This window comes from Coprobacter secundus subsp. similis, assembly GCF_015097275.1.
In the GTDB taxonomy this organism is placed as follows: domain Bacteria; phylum Bacteroidota; class Bacteroidia; order Bacteroidales; family Coprobacteraceae; genus Coprobacter; species Coprobacter secundus.
On record NZ_AP023322.1, the window covers coordinates 944,289 to 962,126 of the forward strand.

Here is a 17,838-nt window from a genome sequence, read left to right on the forward strand (position 1 = left end):
CATTTGAAAAAATAATTATTTCTAATAATCTTTTATCATTTTAAGTACCCCATCACAAAATGTATAAAGGTCTTTCAATTAATTATAGAAAAAATATGTTTTGCGACTGAGATTTATTATTTCACATCAGACATTAATTTTTCAAAAAAATCATCCAATTCTTTGTCTATTTTACTGAAAAAATCGTCTTCGAGGAAAATGTTATCCTTATCTATTGTAATAAGTTCACAAATCTGTTCATATTCTTCATCGATTAATATGACAGAAAAAGGCCCAACAAAATTGACTGTATCGAACTCTTTTTTCATAATATCACTATTAAGAACATCTTTCAGAGTCGAAATTACAACTTCATTGAAGTCGACCGATTCACTTTTCAAAGGTTCCCAAGCATCTATTGTCGTTTGCAATAACAACCTTTCCATATCGTCATATATAGACAAAGAAAGATCATCATACTTGAAACAAACATACATATCTGACAATGAATATGAATTATCGGCATTTGCTTTTTTTATTGCAGAAATGAATGCTTCAATTATATCGTCATAGAGCTCCTTTTTATCAGCTTCCATAATATATTTCTCCTTTTATGAGTCAAAGATAGAAAAAAAATGATAATTATAGAAAAATGTTACTTTTCTTTTAATATCACCTTCGAATTTTTTATGTGTACTTTTTTTCAAAAAAAAATAGCAATTTGTTTTGAGAAAAAAAACTATTCATTACATTTGCAACATCAAAACAAAATAATGTTGATGTTGAGATGAAGAATTTTAGTTACGCATATTATTTCTTTTTTTACTTTTACTTTAGCAGGAAGTGAAACGGGATTTTATGCATACAAAAAATAAAAACAAATACAATAACAAATATAAAATCCCGTCCTATGACGGGATTTTTTTTTGATAACAATTTAAGATAAAAGCTGATGTTAACCTATACTTATTTTTTTGTTTTTTATTTTTATTACTTTATGAAAATCATAAGGTGGGATATAGATAACGTATATGGTAAATGAATAAAAATCATATCCCGCCTTTTTCAAAAAAAGGTGGGATTTTTTAAATACAAAAAATAAATTGTAATGAAAAAAGTTGCGATTCAAGGTATTTCGGGCTGTTATCATGAAATGGCCGCACGACGTTTTTTCAGGGATGAAGATATTGAGATAGACCCATGCCAGACTTTTGATGAGTTATTTACACATATGAGTAAAGACACATCTCTGCTGGGGATTATGGCGATAGAAAATACAATTGCGGGTTCTCTTTTACAAAATCATGAACTACTTAGACAAAGTGAACTTTGTGTCGTTGGTGAGTATAAACTCAGAATTTCGCATGTTTTAGCTGCACTTCCGGGAGAAACAATAGAAAAAATAACGGAAATAAATTCTCACCCAATAGCGTTGATGCAATGTTCAGATTTTCTTCATTCATATCCGTCTATTAAAATAGTAGAAAAAGGAGATACTGCAGGCAGTGCATTGGAGATAGCTCAGCATAAATTGAAAGGACATGCTGCAATTTGTGGTTCATTAGCGGCTGAATTGTATGGATTAGATATATTAGCTGAAGGAATAGAAACGAATAAGCGCAATTTTACCCGTTTTTTGGTTTTGGCTGACAGTTGGAAGAAGGATGAACTTATTGATGAATCAAAAATAAATAAATCATCGTTAGTATTTAGTTTGCCGCATACACAAGGAAGTCTATCAAAAGTACTTACTATCCTTTCTTTTTACGATGTCAATTTGACAAAAATACAATCATTACCAATTATTGGTCGAGAATGGGAATATCGTTTTTATGTTGACGTGACATTCGATAATTATATTCGGTATAGACAAGCTCTTGACGCAATAAAGCCATTAACAAAAGATTTTAAAATTCTTGGAGAATATGCAGAATTCAACCAACCCCTTTAATATTATACCCGCAAATCGGGTAAATAGTATCAGTGAATATTACTTTTCGAAAAAACTCCGCGAAATTGCGGAAATGAATGCTCAAGGAAAGCAGGTTATTAGCCTGGGGATAGGAAGTCCAGATCAACCCCCTCATCCTAAAACAATAGAAACCTTATGTAAAGACAGTTTACGTCCGGATACTCATGGATATCAACCGTATGTTGGAATACCGGAATTAAGAAAAGCTTTTTCTAATTGGTATAACAAGTGGTTTCATGTAGAGTTAGATCCACAGAAAGAAATTCAGCCTTTAATAGGTTCAAAGGAAGGCATATTACATATTTCGTTAGCTTTTCTCAATCCAGGAGATGCTGTTTTGGTACCTAATCCGGGTTATCCGACTTATCATTCGGTGAGTCGTTTGGCAGAGGCTCGTTTGATTGAATACAAGTTGACACCTGAAAACGGATGGATGCCGGATTTTCATGAGTTAGAGAAACAAGATTTATCGGGAGTAAAATTAATGTGGGTTAATTATCCGAATATGCCTACCGGGACTCCGGCAACACAGGGACTTTTTCAAAAATTAGTAGATTTTGGCAAAAAGCATAGAATCATTATTGTTAATGATAATCCATACAGTTTTATCCTTAACAATGAAAGATTAAGTATTCTCAGCATTCCCGGAGCAAAAGATATCTGCATTGAAATGAATTCTATGAGTAAGTCCCACAACATGCCCGGATGGCGTATCGGAATGTTGGCTACTAATGCTCAATTTGTGGAATGGATTCTTAGGGTAAAAAGTAATATAGACTCTGGAATGTTCCGTCCATTACAGACTGCTGCTGTTACTGCTCTGGGAACAGATGAAGAATGGCATCGGGAAATGAATGTAGAGCTTTATCGTAAACGCAGGAAAATCGCAGAAAAAATTGCGAAAGAGCTGGATTGTACTTATGAGTCGTCACAAGTAGGAATGTTTTTATGGGCTCGTATTCCCGAACAAGAAAAAGATGCTGTTACATTGGCCGACAGGGTTCTATATGATGCTCATGTTTTTATAACACCAGGAATAATTTTCGGAAGCCAAGGGGAACGATATATACGTATCTCGCTGTGTGCTAAGGAAGACATGTTGGAGCTGGCTCTTGAACGTATAAGAAGACATATAACACATTCATTATAAAAAATATAAAAAATAGAAATATGGCAGAATCATTGAATTTAGAATCTATTTTATTACCTGGTATAGAAGAAAAAAGACCGTTGATTATAGCTGGTCCATGTAGTGCCGAAACGGAAGAACAAGTGCTTTCTACAGCAAAAGATTTGGCAAATAAAGGTATAAAGATTTTTCGGGCTGGAATTTGGAAACCCCGTACAAAGCCAGGGGGGTTTGAGGGTGTTGGAAGTGAAGGACTCGTATGGTTGAAGCATGTGAAAGAAGAGACCGGAATGTATGTTTCGACTGAAGTAGCAAACGAACGACATGTCTTTGAAGCATTAAAATATGGAGTAGACTTACTTTGGATCGGAGCCAGAACAACTGCGAATCCTTTTGCTGTACAAGAAATCGCTGATGCATTGAAAGGTGTGGATATTCCGATCCTTATTAAAAATCCGGTAAATCCAGATTTGGAATTATGGATAGGTGCCGTAGAAAGGATATACAATGCAGGATTGCACCGAATAGGTGTAATACATCGCGGATTCAGTTCATATGATAAAAAGATGTACCGAAATTTACCCCAATGGCACATTCCCATTGAACTGCGTCGCCGCCTTCCAAATTTACCGATTATCTGCGATCCCAGTCATATCGGAGGAAAAAGAGAATTGATTGCTCCTCTATCCCAACAAGCTATGGATTTAGGATTTGATGGTTTGATTATAGAATCACATTGTAACCCAGACTGTGCATGGAGCGACAAAAATCAACAGATTACTCCTGATGTTTTGAATTATATTTTAAATATGCTGGTTGTACGCGAGACGACTCAAACCACAGAGAGTTTATCTGAATTGCGAAAACAGATAGATGAACTTGACGACCAGCTTCTGGAATTACTAGCAAAACGAATGAGAGTATCTCGGGAAATAGGCCAATATAAGAAAGAACACGATATGCCAGTATTACAAACTGCCCGCTATGATGAAATATTGAATAAGCGTATTAATCAAGCTGAAGATATGGAGATGGATGGAGAGTTTATGAAAGTTGTGTTACAAGCTATACATGAAGAATCGGTAAGGCAACAAATAAAAATTTTGAACGATTAATGAAATGAAAATTTTAATTTTAGGTGCTGGGAAAATGGGGTCTTTTTTTGCTGATGTATTATGTTTCCAGCATGAAGTGGCCTTGTTTGACACTGACCCTCAGCGTTTGCGTTTTGCATTTAATACGCAACGAATGACAAAGCTCGATGAAATAAAAGCTTTTGAACCAGAACTGGTAATCAATGCTGCAACCGTAAAATATACAATACAAGCATTCAAAATGGTGTTGCCTTATATCCCAGCAAACTGTATCATTTCAGATATTGCTTCGGTAAAAACAGGATTACCTGAATTCTATAAAGATGCAGGACATCCATTTGTATCTACTCATCCTATGTTTGGACCTACATTTGCTAATTTGAGTGATTTAAGTACTCAAAATACCATTATTATTTCTGAATCAGACCATTTGGGAAAGGTATTTTTTAAAGATTTATACAATAATCTGAGGCTTAAAATCTTTGAATATTCATTTAAAGAACATGATGAGACTATAGCTTATTCATTATCTATACCTTTTGCTTCTACCCTGGTGTTTGCTTCAGTAATGAAACACCAAGAAGCACCAGGAACAACATTCAAAAAACATATGGATATCGCCCGAGGATTATTATCTGAAGATGATTATTTACTAACAGAAATTCTCTTTAATCCTCATACTCCGGCTCAGGTACAACTTATACAAGAACAATTGTCTGAATTATTGAACATAATCAATAAAAAGGATAGTGAAAGCATGAAGAAATATTTAACAAAGGTGAGAAACAATTTGAAATGAGTATAAATTTGTTTTAGAATCTTCTCTCCAAAAAAATATCACCCTTGGACCATACTAAGGGTGATATTTTTTGTATTAGATTCATCAGAGTATATTTATACTATAATTTTACTTTAAAGAAATCTTTGTATATATTTGCATATATAACCTGTAAAATCGATAAAATGCGAAAGTTATCCAATTTCAGAATCTGCTGTATTACTTTACTGTGGTTGTTATTATGTTATCTATTGATTAAGGGTTATCATGGAATAAATACTCGTGTAGCATTGACCATCTTTTTTTCAGGTGTCATTATTTTTGCTCCTATTTATAAACAAATAAAAAAGCGAAAGGAATGAAAATCAATATTGTTCATAAATAATGAATAATAGTAAAAACAATAAACCTTTAAATTGGAGACAAATCTTCGGTAAAAGAACTACATTTGCAATCGAATTGTTGATTTCGTTATGAACAGTAAAAAAAACGATATATTATCGACATTACATATTCCAGCAGACTTAAGGAAACTTAACATTTCTCAGCTTCCTCAAGTATGTGATGAGTTAAGAAAATTTATAATAGAGGAATTGTCTCATAATCCCGGTCATTTTGCATCAAGTTTAGGGGCAATAGAACTTACTGTGGCTTTGCATTATGTATTTAATACTCCATATGATCGCATTGTATGGGATGTGGGACATCAGGCGTATAGTCATAAAATCTTGACAGGTAGAAAAGATTTATTCTCTACAAATCGCAAATTCAAAGGAATAAGTGGCTTTCCAAATCCTAAAGAGAGTGAATATGATGCTTTTATAGCAGGGCATGCGTCTAATTCAATTTCTGCAGCTTTAGGTATGGCAGTAGCTGCTAATCTAAAACACGAGAACGACCAGAAAGTAATTGCAGTTATAGGAGACGCATCCATATCAGGAGGATTGGCATTTGAAGGTTTAAATAATGCTGCTATTAACCCCAATAATTTACTTATTATACTGAATGATAATGATATGGCCATAGACCATAATGTCGGGGCATTAAATGAATATTTAATAAAATTGACCACTTCTCCTCGCTATAATCGTCTAAGGTATAAGGTATACCTTGCCTTACGTAGACTTAACTTGGTAACAGAGGAAAGTAAAGGTTTCATTTTACGTTTCAATAATAGTCTGAAAGCTCTCATTGGCCGAAGGCAAAATATTTTTGAAGGATTGAATATCCGTTATTTCGGCCCATTGGATGGTCATGACGTCGGAACAATGGTGCGGGTATTAAATGACATAAAAGATATGACAGGCCCTAAACTGCTACATTTGCGGACAGTAAAAGGCAAAGGGTACGCTCCTGCAGAAAAAGCTGCAACCGAGTGGCATGCTCCTGGTAAGTTTAATATAGAAACGGGAGAGCGGATTATTCCCAACAGTAATAATTTGCCACCATTGTTTCAAGACGTATTTGGCCTTACATTGCTGGAATTAGCTGAGAAAAATGAAAAAATTGTAGGTATTACTCCCGCAATGCCTACAGGGTGCTCTATGACGTATATGATGAACAAATATCCACATAGAACATTTGACGTTGGCATTGCTGAGGAACATGCAGTTACTTTTTCGGGAGGACTGGCTAAAGAGGGACTAATTCCGTTCTGCAATATATACTCAACATTTATGCAAAGGGCTTTTGATGAAGTCATACATGATGTTGCTATTCAAAATCTACATGTTATTTTTTGCCTTGACCGTGCAGGTCTGGTAGGAGAAGATGGCGTCACTCATCATGGAGCATTTGATTTATCATATATGAGATGTATTCCCAATATGACTATAGCATCCCCTATGAATGAACATTATTTGCGCCATTTGATGTATACAGCCCAAGCAGAAGATACAGGTGTATTTACTATTCGATATCCTCGAGGGCGTGGAGTACTGACAGATTGGAAGTGTACTCCCAAACTATTGGAAATAGGAAAAGGCCGAAAATTAAAGGATGGGAATGACATAGCGTTGATTAGTATCGGTCCGATAGGAAATATTGCGGCAAAAGCGATAGAAAAGGCTGAAGAAGCAGGTGCTTCTATCGCACATTATGATATGATTTTTTTAAAACCTATTGATGAAGGAATTCTTCATGAGATAGGCCGAAAATTTAAGCGTATTGTAACTGTCGAGGACGGAAGCATAAAAGGTGGATTAGGTATTGCCGTTTTGGAATTTATGTCAGATAATAATTACACTCCTCGTATAAAACGGATAGGAATACCTGATCAATTTATAGAACATGGTACAATTGCAGAATTATATAAATTATGCAAAATGGATGAAGAAAATATAAGAAATATATTGGTTTCTGAGTGGTAATTAAAAATTAATCCAGAATTATTTTATATTAAGACAACGGAACAATGAAAATAATAATTGCGGGAGCTGGAGAAGTCGGGACACATCTTGCAAAACTATTATCCCGAGAAGATCAAGATATCATACTTATCGATACGGATGTCGAGAAATTGCAGTGGATAGATGCCAATTATAATTTGATGACAGTCGTGGGCTCTCCTACTTCATTTGATGTTCTGAAAAAAGCCGGAGTGAACCGAGCCGATCTGTTTGTTGCAGTAACCCCATTTGAGTCTCGAAATATTACAGCTTGTACAATGGCTACCAATTTAGGCGCAGTAAAGACTGTGGCTCGCATCGATAATTACGAATATTTATTACCTGATAATCAAGCATTTTTTAAAAAACTTGGAGTTGATGTATTGATTTATCCAGAAATGTTAGCCGCGCAAGAAGTAGTTACTGCATTGAAACGGACTTGGGTAAGGAATTGGTTCGAATTATGTAATGGAGAACTTATTCTTATTGGAGCAAAGCTTCGAGAACAGGCAAAAATTCTCGATTACAAATTGAGTGATTTAACAAGAGAACACAATTTCTATCATATAGCGGCTATAAAGAGAAAAGACGAAACGATTATTCCCCGTGGTAATGATATTATCAGATTGAATGATATCGTATATTTTACTACTACCCCAGATCATATACAAGATATACGTTTGTTAACTGGCAAAACTGAAATAGATGTTCGTAAAGTAATGATTATGGGGGGAAGCCGTATCGCTGTACGTATTGCAGATATTGCACCGGAATATCTCAAAATAAAACTTATTGAATCGGATAAAGCAAAGAGTTATAAGCTGGTTGAAAAGATGAATGATACAGTGATTATTCAAGGTGACGGACGAGATATAGACCTTCTAAAAGAAGAAGGAATAATGGATACTGATGCGTTTATTGCATTGACCGATAGCTCAGAGACCAACATTCTGGCATGCCTTACTGCCAAAGGTTTTGGCGTACCTAAAACTGTAGCTGAAGTCGAAAATATATCTTTTATCACTGTAGCTGAGGGACTGAATATCGGTTCGGTTATCAACAAGAAACTAATAGCAGCCAGCCGTATCTACCAATTGCTCCTTGACGAAGATGATTCAAATGTGAAGTGCCTCAGTCTGGCTGATGCAGAAGTTGCGGAACTCATTGCCAAAGAAGGGTCAAAAATAACTAAGGCCCAAGTAAAAGATTTGTCTTTGCCTAAAGATTTAACCATAGGTGGATTGATTCGTGATGGTAAAGGGCTTATTGTTAATGGTAATACTCACATTCAGCCAAATGACCATGTTGTTGTATTTTGCTTGGATACCGCTATTCGAAAAATAGAGAAACTCTTTAATTAAAATGATACAGAAGTGCATAAAAACGATATACAACAAATAAATTTTAAAATAGTATTTCGAGTCATAGGAATGCTTTTATGCATGGAAGCATTTTTTATGATTGTACCTTTCTTGGTGTCTCTTTGGTATGATGAAAGTGATGCTTTTGCTTTTTTGACAACGATAGGAATCACGATTGTGGCAGGTGTTATAATGATAATGACGACTCGTAATCATTCAAAACATCTGGCAAAGAGAGAAGGTTTTCTTATCGTTGCTACAACATGGATCTTTTTTTCTATTTTTGGAATGCTTCCTTTTATTATACATGGATGCATTCCGAATGTAGCAGATGCCTTTTTTGAAACAATTTCCGGTTTTACGACAACCGGAGCTACTGTTTTGACAGATATTGATAATTTGCCCCATGGCATTCTTTTTTGGAGATGTTTTACACAATGGTTAGGGGGTATGGGTATAATTTTGTTTACCCTCGCTATATTGCCAATGCTTAATTCAGGAGGCGGAATACAATTATTTAATGCTGAAACAACAGGCATTACTCATAATAAATTACGTCCAAGAATAGGCCAAACAGCAAAAAGACTATGGGGAATGTATGTTGCAATAACAACAGTTCTCGTCATTTGTCTCGTACTTGGGCCTATGGATTTATTTGATGCAATTTGTCATGCCATGTCAACAACTGCAACAGGAGGTTATTCGACAAAGCAAGCCAGTATTGCTTATTGGAACTCGGCCTATATTGATTATGTTATCATCTTCTTTATGTACATTTCAGGTATAAATTTTTCAATAGTATATTTTGCTGTTGTGAAAGGAGACTATAAGTCACTTTTTAAAGACGAAGAGGTGAGATGGTATACCTATGTTTTGATATTGGCTACTATAGCTATTGCCGCAGGGCTGTTTATGAGCGGGCAAATACAGGGTTCTGCAGAAGGTACTATACGTTCATCATTGTTTCAGGTAGTCACTAATATTACTACAACAGGATTTACTACAGCTAATTTCAACGACTGGGGACCATTTTATGCCGTCATATTGTTTTTGGTTATGTTTTTTGGTGCTTGCGCGGGTTCTACCAGTGGAGGAGCAAAAACAATACGCCTTGTAGTCTTGATAAAAAATACAGTTAATGAACTATATCGCCATATTCATCCGAATGCCGTAGTTCCGGTTCGAGTGAATAATAAAGTAATTTCATACGAATTAGTATCGAAAATATTAGCTTTCATTTTCGTTTATTTGCTTGTATTTGTCATCAGTTCGGTATTACTTTCGGCTATGGGACTTACGTTCGAAGAGGCTTTTGGATGTACTCTTTCATGTCTCAGTAACATTGGTCCCGGATTTGGTCGAATGGGATCGGACTTCGCTCTTATTCCGGATGCCGGTATCTGGCTTTTGTCTTTTGTTATGTTGGTAGGTCGTCTTGAATTATTTACAATCTTGATTATTTTTACTCCCTATTTTTGGAAAAAATAAACAGATAGTTTTATTTCAAAAAAGATACTGGCAAACTTTTCGTATTTTTGTATTTGTCAAAATTGAAAAATTTTTATGGTTAAGAAAAAAGAAGATAAAAAACAACATAAGAACGAAGATTCTCTCATAAGAAAGGTAATCAATTTCTTCAAGGATGAGCGCACCCATTTTGTTGCGGGATTGCTTTTCGTTATGTTTGGTGTATATTTATTTATTTCGTTTATGTCGTTTTTTTATACGGGAGATGCAGATCAAAGCAAATTGGAGAATTTGTCTTTGGCTGAACTCAGTAGTGTGAAAAATGATATTCAAAACTGGACTGGAGCCTTAGGAGCATATCTATCTAATTTGTTTATCAATCAATGGGTAGGAGTATCATCGTTTGTTATTTGCATTTTTGTATGTGCTATCGGGCTGAAGCTAATGAAAGTCAAGCAAATCTCTGTTATTAAGTGGATATGCTACACATGTGCAATAGTGATATTAGGATCTTTGATATGCGGTTTCTTTTTTATCGATAGTTACCAAGATTCTTTTATTTACTTAGGTGGACAACATGGATACTACACGACCTTATTACTCAAAGCAAATATCGGTTGGTCAGGAACCTTACTCGTAATCATTGCTGGAGTTTTGACTTTTCTGATTTCTATCAGTTCTTCTACGGTCCCATTTTTAAGAAAAGTATTTTCATTAGATATAAAAGCTTCTTCCAAAAGAAAAGAAGAAATATCATCTTCTGACAAAAATTATGTAGATGAAATGTCACCAAACGACAATAAGAATAAAAATACTGAAGATATATTGTCGAATAATGATAAAGAAGAAGACTCATATGAATATATTGCACCCGAAATAGATGAAAATCAGATCGAAAATTTCAATAATGATGATACTGATAAGTTTGAAGTTGTATTCAACCAACACCTAAATGAGAACAATTCAGATATTTCTCAAGATAATATTCCTATAACAGAAAAAGGAGAAGAACATACTTTTACTGTCGAAGCTGGCACTGAAATAATTGAAGAAGAGGAATATCAGGGAAATGAATTGGATGACTATGATCCTACTTTAGAATTGTCTCGATATAAATCTCCAGGATTGGATTTGATGGAAAAATACGATGAGCCAGACCGTCAGATTGATATGGAAGAGCAAAATGCAAATCAGAAAAAAATTGCAGAAACTTTGAAAAATTACGGTATCCGTATCAAAATGATAAAGGCTACAGTAGGACCTACTATAACATTATATGAGATAATCCCAGAAGCCGGAGTCAGGGTTTCTAAAATAAGAAATTTAGAGGATGATATAGCATTGAGTCTCTCAGCTTTAGGAATTCGTATTATTGCACCTATACCTGGGAAAGGAACTATCGGCATTGAAGTACCTAATAAAGACCCTCAGATTGTATCCATGCTTTCGGTCATATCCTCGAAAAAATTTCAAGAAAGTAAATATGATCTTCCTATTGTTTTAGGAAAAACGATAACGAATGATGTATTTATGTTCGACCTATGTAAAATGCCACATGTTTTAGTCGCAGGGGCTACAGGACAAGGTAAATCAGTCGGCCTGAATGCGATTATCACCTCTTTGCTTTATAAAAAACATCCTTCGCAGCTAAAATTGGTGTTGGTTGATCCCAAAAAAGTAGAATTTAGTATATATTCAAACATAGAAAAGCACTTTTTAGCAAAATTACCGGACAGTGAGGACGCTATCATAACAGACGTTACCAAAGTAGTACAAACATTGAATTCCATAACTAAAGAAATGGATGACAGGTACGATTTGTTAAAGAAGGCGCAAACCCGCAATATAAAAGAATACAATGCCAAGTTTATTTCCCGGAGGTTGAATCCGAACAACGGACATCGTTATATGCCTTATATTGTTGTCATAGTTGACGAATTTGCAGATTTAATAATGACCGCAGGCAAAGAAGTAGAAATGCCTATTGCTCGTATTGCCCAGTTGGCGAGGGCTGTAGGTATTCATATGATTATTGCAACACAACGTCCTTCTACCAACATTATTACAGGTGTTATAAAAGCTAACTTCCCTGCTCGTGTAGCGTTTAGAGTTTCGTCTATGATAGATTCAAGAACAATTCTTGACTGTCCAGGTGCAAATCAATTAATAGGACGGGGAGATTTGTTGTTTTCTCAAGGAAGTTCTTTAGTTCGTGTCCAGTGTGCGTTAATCGATACTCCAGAAGTTGAGCGTATTTGCGATTTCATAGGTTCCCAACAAGGATATAGTTCGGCTTATGCCCTACCCGAGTATGTAGGTGAAGGTGGAGATTCTGGAATAGGTGAGGTAAATCTGAAAGAGAGAGATTCCATGTTTGAAGAGGCTGCACGTCTAATTGTATTGAATCAACAAGGTTCTACTTCTCTAATACAACGAAAATTTTCTTTAGGATATAATCGTGCAGGACGTATTATGGACCAATTAGAAGCTGCCGGAATTGTCGGCCCTTCTGAGGGAAGCAAACCTCGACAGGTTCTGGTAATGGATGAGGTCCAGTTGGAACAGATATTTAATAATTTAAGATAAGATGAGAAAATATATATTTTCCTTTATATTTGGCGCTTTCTTCTGGGCATGTGGAAGTGCTGTTTTTTCACAAAGTAAGGCAACTGAACTTCTTGATAAAGTCGTTGCAAAGTACAATGCTTCCAAAGGAATATCGGCACGATTCTCTATAGAGAATAAGAATGCACAAAATCAAGTGAGTGGACGTACGTCCGGAACTTTAAAGATGCAAGGGCAATGTTTTACCCTTAAATCTCAAGATATGATGATTTGGTATGACGGAAAAAATCAGTGGGCATTTATGCCATCAAGTAATGAAGTAAATTTAAGTATACCAAGTCGAGATGAAATACAAGAAGTAAATCCTTATATGATATTAAAATCCTATAAAAAAGAATTTAAGAGTCTGTATAAAGGAAAAAGTAATGGTTTGGAAAGAGTAGAATTGATTCCGCTCCAAAAGAACGGAGGCATAAAGAACATTTTATTGGAGATTGATGTAACTCGACTATATCCGGTAAGTATTGTCGTATTTAATTCCAATAAGACGAGCTTGAATATACATGTTACTGAATATCAAACAGGATTGAACTTTAAGAATTCGGAATTTGTTTTTGACGAAAGACAGTTCCCTGAAGCTGAAATTATTGATTTACGATAAATAAAAGAGAATATGGAAAATAACGAAAAAGTTCGCTGTCTCATCATTGGTTCCGGTCCTGCCGGATATACAGCTGCAATATATGCGGGACGTTCAAATCTGGCTCCGGTATTGTATGAAGGAATACAGCCTGGAGGACAATTGACAACTACAACAGATATAGAGAACTTTCCAGGTTATCCTGAAGGAATTTCAGGTTTTGATATGATGGAAGATTTGAAAAAACAAGCCATACGTTTCGGTGCAGATGTACGTTATGGCATTGCAACAGAAGTTGATTTTAACAAATCACCTTATTCAGTAATCATTGATGGTGAGAAAAAAGTAGAAGCAGATTCTGTAATAATAGCAACAGGTGCATCTGCCAAATATTTAGGTCTTCCAGATGAAACTAAATATTCAGGGATGGGTGTATCTGCTTGTGCTACTTGTGATGGCTTTTTTTACCGTAAAAAAGTAGTGGCTGTCGTTGGAGGCGGGGATACTGCATGTGAAGAAGCAATATATCTTGCTCAACTGGCATGTAAAGTGTATTTGATAGTACGTAAGGATTATTTGCGAGCATCTAAAATTATGCAACAAAGAGTACGGGAAACAGAGAATATAGAAGTTATGTTTGAAACACAAACTATCGGACTTTTTGGTGATGGCAATTTACAAGGCGCTCATTTAGTGAAAGCTAAAGGAACTGACAGGGAAGAATATATAGATTTACCGATTGATGGTTTCTTTTTAGCAATAGGGCATAAACCGAATACCGATATATTTGCCAAATTTCTAAAACTTGATGAGAATGGGTATATAATAACCTATAACGGAACTACAGAAACAAATGTTCCTGGTGTATTTGCTGCAGGAGATGTGGCAGATCCGCGTTACAGACAGGCCATTACCGCAGCTGCATCAGGATGTAAGGCTGCTATCGATGCAGAACGTTATTTAGTAGAAAACGGTTTATAATACCCAATAATTGAAAAAATATAATAAATATAGTCTCCATAAAGATTAAATTTGTATTCAAATGATTTTTATGGGGATTTTTTTATCTAATCTAATAAATTTACTTCCAATATTATAAATTTTATACATATTTGAAACCTTTGAACTGAAAAAATCTATATATTTGTGCTATACAACAGTGTTATATAGCAAGTCATGGTTAAGAAGAGCACATTAGAGTCTATTTTAAAGGAAGATATGTCCGATATGTGGGCCATTCTGAATAGTGAGGAGAAAAGGACATTAACAGATAATTTTCATATTCAGACTTTCAGAAAAAATGAGATGATATATAGTGAAGGGGAAAAAGCAACCCAGTTGATGTGTCTTTTGAAAGGAAAAGTGAAAATCTATAAAGATGGTGTAGGTGGACGTAGCCAAATTATCAGATTGATTCGACCTGTTCAATATTTCGGATATAGAGCTTATTTTGCTAATGAGGATTATGTAACGGCAGCATCTGCATTTGAATCTGCGACTATAGGTTTTCTACCAATGGAAATCGTTGAAACACAAATACGTAAAAATAATCAGTTAGCATATTTCTTTATAAAAGAATTAGCAAAAGATTTGGGAATTTCTGATGCTCGTACAGTAAATCTTACACAGAAACATATCCGGGGAAGATTAGCTGAATCGTTGATTGTTCTTAAGGAAAATTATGGACTTGAAGAAGACGGAGCTACACTGAATATATATATGGCTCGTGAAGATTTAGCAAATCTTTCTAATATGACGACATCTAATGCTATTCGGACACTTTCTTGTTTTGCTAACGAAAAGATAATAGTTGTTGATGGTCGTAAGATAAAGATTATTGATGAAGAAAAATTGAAAAAAATAAGTCGTTTTGGATAACAACATGTTGATTGTGAAAGTTTTTCTATTCAGAATAATTTTATAAAAAATAGTACTCCTAAATATCCCGTTTCAAGATATTTATTTATAAATTTGTCACACAAAAGGAAAGATGCCGGAGTGGTCGATCGGGACGGTCTCGAAAACCGTTGTACGGGTAACTGTACCGAGGGTTCGAATCCCTCTCTTTCCGCTGTATTAGTTAAACAATAAATAAAAAGTTCCGTAAATTGTTGGATTTATGGAATTTTTTTATATCCATTTGTCTCCTTAAAATAAATATCTTTGCCAGATTCGACAAACCCTTAAACATATTGAAATAATTAAAAAAGTTTTACAACTTAAAAAAATAATTTATATCAATATGGATTCTGATAACAAAAGGGGTACTGCTTAAAAAATGTAAAGCAGTACCCCTTTTGTTATCAACGTTGAGATTCAATGTATTAATCTCGGTCATTATCCAAATCAATCACATTAAAATTCAAATCAAATTTGATTTCCCAAAAATTAGATAATTTCACTTCATAATCGTAATTATCTCTTTCAATACTGAGGACTTTTGCTTCAGGATAGTTTTCTTCTACATATTTTTTTATTTGTGCAGGAAGAACTTTGACAGGAACGGATGAGAATTTGCAATTTACTTCTGTCCATTCGCCTTTCTTGTTGAATTCCAATTTATCCCCATTTGTAAATACTACATCATAGGATTTGTCAAATAGTTCTGTTTCCATTTTGGTAAGAGCAATTTTTGCTTTTGGGAAATGTTGTTTTACAAATTTTTGAGCTGTCTGAGGTAATTGAGCAAAACTAATAGGCTTGTCATTATCTGCCATTGTTACTTGAATAGAAAGGACACATACCAATAATAAAATCAACTTTTTCATAATTCTAATTTTTTAGTGGTTATTATTTATTTTAATTTGATTACAAAATAAAGAAGTAATTCTGAAAAGATTTTGGAATATCTTTCTTTAAAAAAAGAAATTGAAATTATTTCTTTATAACAGACTATATAACATTTATAAATGGTAGTTAGTTTTTAGAATAAAGAGTTACTTAATGAAATTTCTGCGAACAATAGGTCTATATATCCCGTTATAAATCAGAAACAAAATTTATAACAATAAATATATATGTTCAGGAATATTTTTGTATTTGTTTTGTATCTGTTGTCGTTTTCCAAAGTCACTCTCTGGGCCCAAAGTAATTATATGGAATTGACATTTGAACAGTCAATACAAATGCTTCAAGAAAAAAATCAAAGCTTAAAAATCGCAAGTAAGGAAGTCGACCTTGCCAAAAACGAACATGAACGATTAAATGCTCTTTGGTATCCAAGCCTGAGTGCAACAGGCGCCTATGTACATATGTCAAACAAAGTTGAAGTCAAGGAACCATTGAGCCAATTTACTGAGCCTGCAAAAAATTTCGTCCATACTATTATACCCAACGATCAGATTATTTCATCTATATTAGATAAAATAGGAGCTTATTCCCTCTCCTTTCCTCTGGCTCCTAAAGATTTAACAACCATCGATGCAAATATTACATGGCCTATTTTTACAGGAGGAAAAAGAATCTACGCAGGTAAAATAGGTAAAGCCATGATTTCTATCGCAGAAGTAAATAAAGAGCAGGTCAGCGCAAATATGCAAATTTTACTTGTTGAGAACTATTATGGACTTCGTCTGGGACAGAGAATTGTAGATGTTAGAGAAGAAACTTATAAGTCACTTCAAAAACATTTTCAAGATGCTTTGAAATTGGAAGCTAATGGCATGATAAATAAAGCCGAAAGATTATTTGTACAAGTAAATATGGATGAGGCAAAAAGAGAGTTGGAATCGGCAAAAAAAGAGCTTAACGTTGCACAAAATGCATTGAAAACCTTGATAAAAATAGACTCTGACACTAATATATTACCGGTGTCATCTTTATTTATAAATGATACTTTGCCATCCGTATTATATTTTAAAAGCTTAATTGAGGGGAACAATTATATAGTCAACCAGCTCCGATTTCAAGAAAATATTGCAAATAATGAATTGAAAATAGGTCGAACCGGCTATATTCCTAATATAGCATTATTTGGTAAGCATACTTTTTATGCACATGGTATAGAAAAAAATCTTCTGCCTCGAACAATGGTAGGTGTCGGATTTAGCTGGAACTTATTTGACGGCTTGGACAGAGAAAAAAAAATTAAACAAGCGAAAATAACGAAACAGGCTCTTGCTTTAGGAAAAGATAAGGCTATAGATAACTTGTCTGTTGCTTTAGATAAGTTTTATAATCAATTGCAAAATGCTTTGGAAAATGTATCAGCATTGAATACAACAATAGAGATGAGTAAAGAATTGGTCAGAATACGAAAAAAATTATTTACTGAAGGCATGGCAACATCTACAGAAGTTATTGATGCCGAAGTTATGTTATCTAAAGTACAGATAGCATCTTTATTAGCTTATTATCAATATGATGTAGCATTAATCAATTTATTATCTACATGTGGCATTCCCGATTCTTTTCATCAGTATAGTCTTAACGGCAAGTCGGAGCACTACATATTTGAACCTTGATTT

General features: G+C 34.5%; 14 protein-coding genes and 1 tRNA gene. 13 read left to right on the forward strand and 2 right to left on the reverse strand.

The genetic code is table 11. From position 1 onward, the window contains the following. Positions 1 to 116: 116 nt before the first annotated feature. Entirely contained in the window at positions 117 to 575 is a 459-nt protein-coding gene (locus Cop2CBH44_RS03535) for a hypothetical protein (protein ID WP_021930325.1), read from the reverse strand. A gap of 512 nt (positions 576 to 1,087) precedes the next feature. Between Cop2CBH44_RS03535 and Cop2CBH44_RS03540 the strand changes: the two genes are divergently transcribed. From Cop2CBH44_RS03540 to Cop2CBH44_RS03595, 12 genes are all read left to right on the forward strand, one after another. Beyond that, a complete protein-coding gene (locus Cop2CBH44_RS03540; protein WP_021930324.1) occupies positions 1,088 to 1,930 on the forward strand; it encodes a prephenate dehydratase in 843 nt (280 codons plus the stop codon). Next, the gene (locus Cop2CBH44_RS03545; RefSeq protein ID WP_021930323.1) at positions 1,905 to 3,101 is read left to right on the forward strand and encodes a pyridoxal phosphate-dependent aminotransferase; all 1,197 of its coding nucleotides are present in this window, start codon (positions 1,905 to 1,907) and stop codon (positions 3,099 to 3,101) included. The genes Cop2CBH44_RS03540 and Cop2CBH44_RS03545 overlap by 26 nt, the downstream gene beginning before the upstream one ends. A 20-nt stretch (positions 3,102 to 3,121) precedes the next feature. Next, the gene (locus Cop2CBH44_RS03550) at positions 3,122 to 4,195 is read left to right on the forward strand and encodes a bifunctional 3-deoxy-7-phosphoheptulonate synthase/chorismate mutase type II (RefSeq protein WP_021930322.1); all 1,074 of its coding nucleotides are present in this window, start codon (positions 3,122 to 3,124) and stop codon (positions 4,193 to 4,195) included. Positions 4,196 to 4,199: 4 nt separating this feature from the next. Further along, the gene (locus Cop2CBH44_RS03555) at positions 4,200 to 4,973 is read left to right on the forward strand and encodes a prephenate dehydrogenase (RefSeq protein ID WP_021930321.1); all 774 of its coding nucleotides are present in this window, start codon (positions 4,200 to 4,202) and stop codon (positions 4,971 to 4,973) included. Positions 4,974 to 5,425: 452 nt separating this feature from the next. Continuing rightward, positions 5,426 to 7,321, forward strand: a complete 1,896-nt coding sequence (dxs, locus tag Cop2CBH44_RS03560) for a 1-deoxy-D-xylulose-5-phosphate synthase (RefSeq protein WP_021930319.1) — start codon at positions 5,426 to 5,428, stop codon at positions 7,319 to 7,321. A gap of 44 nt (positions 7,322 to 7,365) precedes the next feature. Further along, positions 7,366 to 8,700 carry a Trk system potassium transporter TrkA gene (gene trkA, locus Cop2CBH44_RS03565; protein WP_021930318.1) on the forward strand — a complete coding sequence of 445 codons (1,335 nt, stop codon included), beginning with the start codon at positions 7,366 to 7,368 and terminating at the stop codon, positions 8,698 to 8,700. Between the two features lie 81 nt (positions 8,701 to 8,781). Beyond that, entirely contained in the window at positions 8,782 to 10,188 is a 1,407-nt protein-coding gene (locus Cop2CBH44_RS03570) for a TrkH family potassium uptake protein (protein WP_246469170.1), read from the forward strand. A gap of 75 nt (positions 10,189 to 10,263) precedes the next feature. Beyond that, positions 10,264 to 12,753, forward strand: coding sequence for an FtsK/SpoIIIE family DNA translocase (locus tag Cop2CBH44_RS03575; protein ID WP_021930316.1), 2,490 nt, complete (start codon positions 10,264 to 10,266; stop codon positions 12,751 to 12,753). Between the two features lies 1 nt (position 12,754). Further along, a complete protein-coding gene (lolA1, locus tag Cop2CBH44_RS03580; RefSeq protein WP_021930315.1) occupies positions 12,755 to 13,393 on the forward strand; it encodes an outer membrane lipoprotein periplasmic chaperone LolA1 in 639 nt (212 codons plus the stop codon). A 12-nt stretch (positions 13,394 to 13,405) separates the two neighbouring features. Then, positions 13,406 to 14,353: a thioredoxin-disulfide reductase gene (gene trxB, locus Cop2CBH44_RS03585; RefSeq protein WP_021930314.1), complete on the forward strand. Its 948-nt coding sequence runs from the start codon at positions 13,406 to 13,408 to the stop codon at positions 14,351 to 14,353. Between the two features lie 195 nt (positions 14,354 to 14,548). Beyond that, a complete protein-coding gene (locus Cop2CBH44_RS03590; RefSeq protein WP_044230547.1) occupies positions 14,549 to 15,250 on the forward strand; it encodes a Crp/Fnr family transcriptional regulator in 702 nt (233 codons plus the stop codon). A 106-nt stretch (positions 15,251 to 15,356) separates the two neighbouring features. Then, positions 15,357 to 15,443, forward strand: a tRNA-Ser gene (locus Cop2CBH44_RS03595). A gap of 253 nt (positions 15,444 to 15,696) precedes the next feature. On the opposite strand, the gene Cop2CBH44_RS03600 is transcribed toward Cop2CBH44_RS03595, so the two are convergent. Beyond that, complete coding sequence (locus Cop2CBH44_RS03600; RefSeq protein WP_044230680.1) at positions 15,697 to 16,140, reverse strand: PepSY-like domain-containing protein; 444 nt, start codon at positions 16,138 to 16,140, stop codon at positions 15,697 to 15,699. 249 nt (positions 16,141 to 16,389) lie between these two features. Here Cop2CBH44_RS03600 and Cop2CBH44_RS03605 point away from each other — a divergent pair, with 249 nt between their 5' ends. Continuing rightward, entirely contained in the window at positions 16,390 to 17,835 is a 1,446-nt protein-coding gene (locus tag Cop2CBH44_RS03605; protein ID WP_200755555.1) for a TolC family protein, read from the forward strand. Positions 17,836 to 17,838 lie beyond the last annotated feature (3 nt).

What these genes read in the sequence shown, in the direction of transcription:
- Cop2CBH44_RS03535 (WP_021930325.1), bottom strand. Translation starts at nt 575, where the DNA reads ATGGAAGCTGATAAAAAGGAGCTCTATGACGATATAATTGAAGCATTC.
- Cop2CBH44_RS03540 (WP_021930324.1), top strand. Translation starts at nt 1,088, where the DNA reads ATGAAAAAAGTTGCGATTCAAGGTATTTCGGGCTGTTATCATGAAATG.
- Cop2CBH44_RS03545 (WP_021930323.1), top strand. Translation starts at nt 1,905, where the DNA reads ATGCAGAATTCAACCAACCCCTTTAATATTATACCCGCAAATCGGGTA.
- Cop2CBH44_RS03550 (WP_021930322.1), top strand. Translation starts at nt 3,122, where the DNA reads ATGGCAGAATCATTGAATTTAGAATCTATTTTATTACCTGGTATAGAA.
- Cop2CBH44_RS03555 (WP_021930321.1), top strand. Translation starts at nt 4,200, where the DNA reads ATGAAAATTTTAATTTTAGGTGCTGGGAAAATGGGGTCTTTTTTTGCT.
- dxs (WP_021930319.1), top strand. Translation starts at nt 5,426, where the DNA reads ATGAACAGTAAAAAAAACGATATATTATCGACATTACATATTCCAGCA.
- trkA (WP_021930318.1), top strand. Translation starts at nt 7,366, where the DNA reads ATGAAAATAATAATTGCGGGAGCTGGAGAAGTCGGGACACATCTTGCA.
- Cop2CBH44_RS03570 (WP_246469170.1), top strand. Translation starts at nt 8,782, where the DNA reads ATGGAAGCATTTTTTATGATTGTACCTTTCTTGGTGTCTCTTTGGTAT.
- Cop2CBH44_RS03575 (WP_021930316.1), top strand. Translation starts at nt 10,264, where the DNA reads ATGGTTAAGAAAAAAGAAGATAAAAAACAACATAAGAACGAAGATTCT.
- lolA1 (WP_021930315.1), top strand. Translation starts at nt 12,755, where the DNA reads ATGAGAAAATATATATTTTCCTTTATATTTGGCGCTTTCTTCTGGGCA.
- trxB (WP_021930314.1), top strand. Translation starts at nt 13,406, where the DNA reads ATGGAAAATAACGAAAAAGTTCGCTGTCTCATCATTGGTTCCGGTCCT.
- Cop2CBH44_RS03590 (WP_044230547.1), top strand. Translation starts at nt 14,549, where the DNA reads ATGGTTAAGAAGAGCACATTAGAGTCTATTTTAAAGGAAGATATGTCC.
- Cop2CBH44_RS03600 (WP_044230680.1), bottom strand. Translation starts at nt 16,140, where the DNA reads ATGAAAAAGTTGATTTTATTATTGGTATGTGTCCTTTCTATTCAAGTA.
- Cop2CBH44_RS03605 (WP_200755555.1), top strand. Translation starts at nt 16,390, where the DNA reads ATGTTCAGGAATATTTTTGTATTTGTTTTGTATCTGTTGTCGTTTTCC.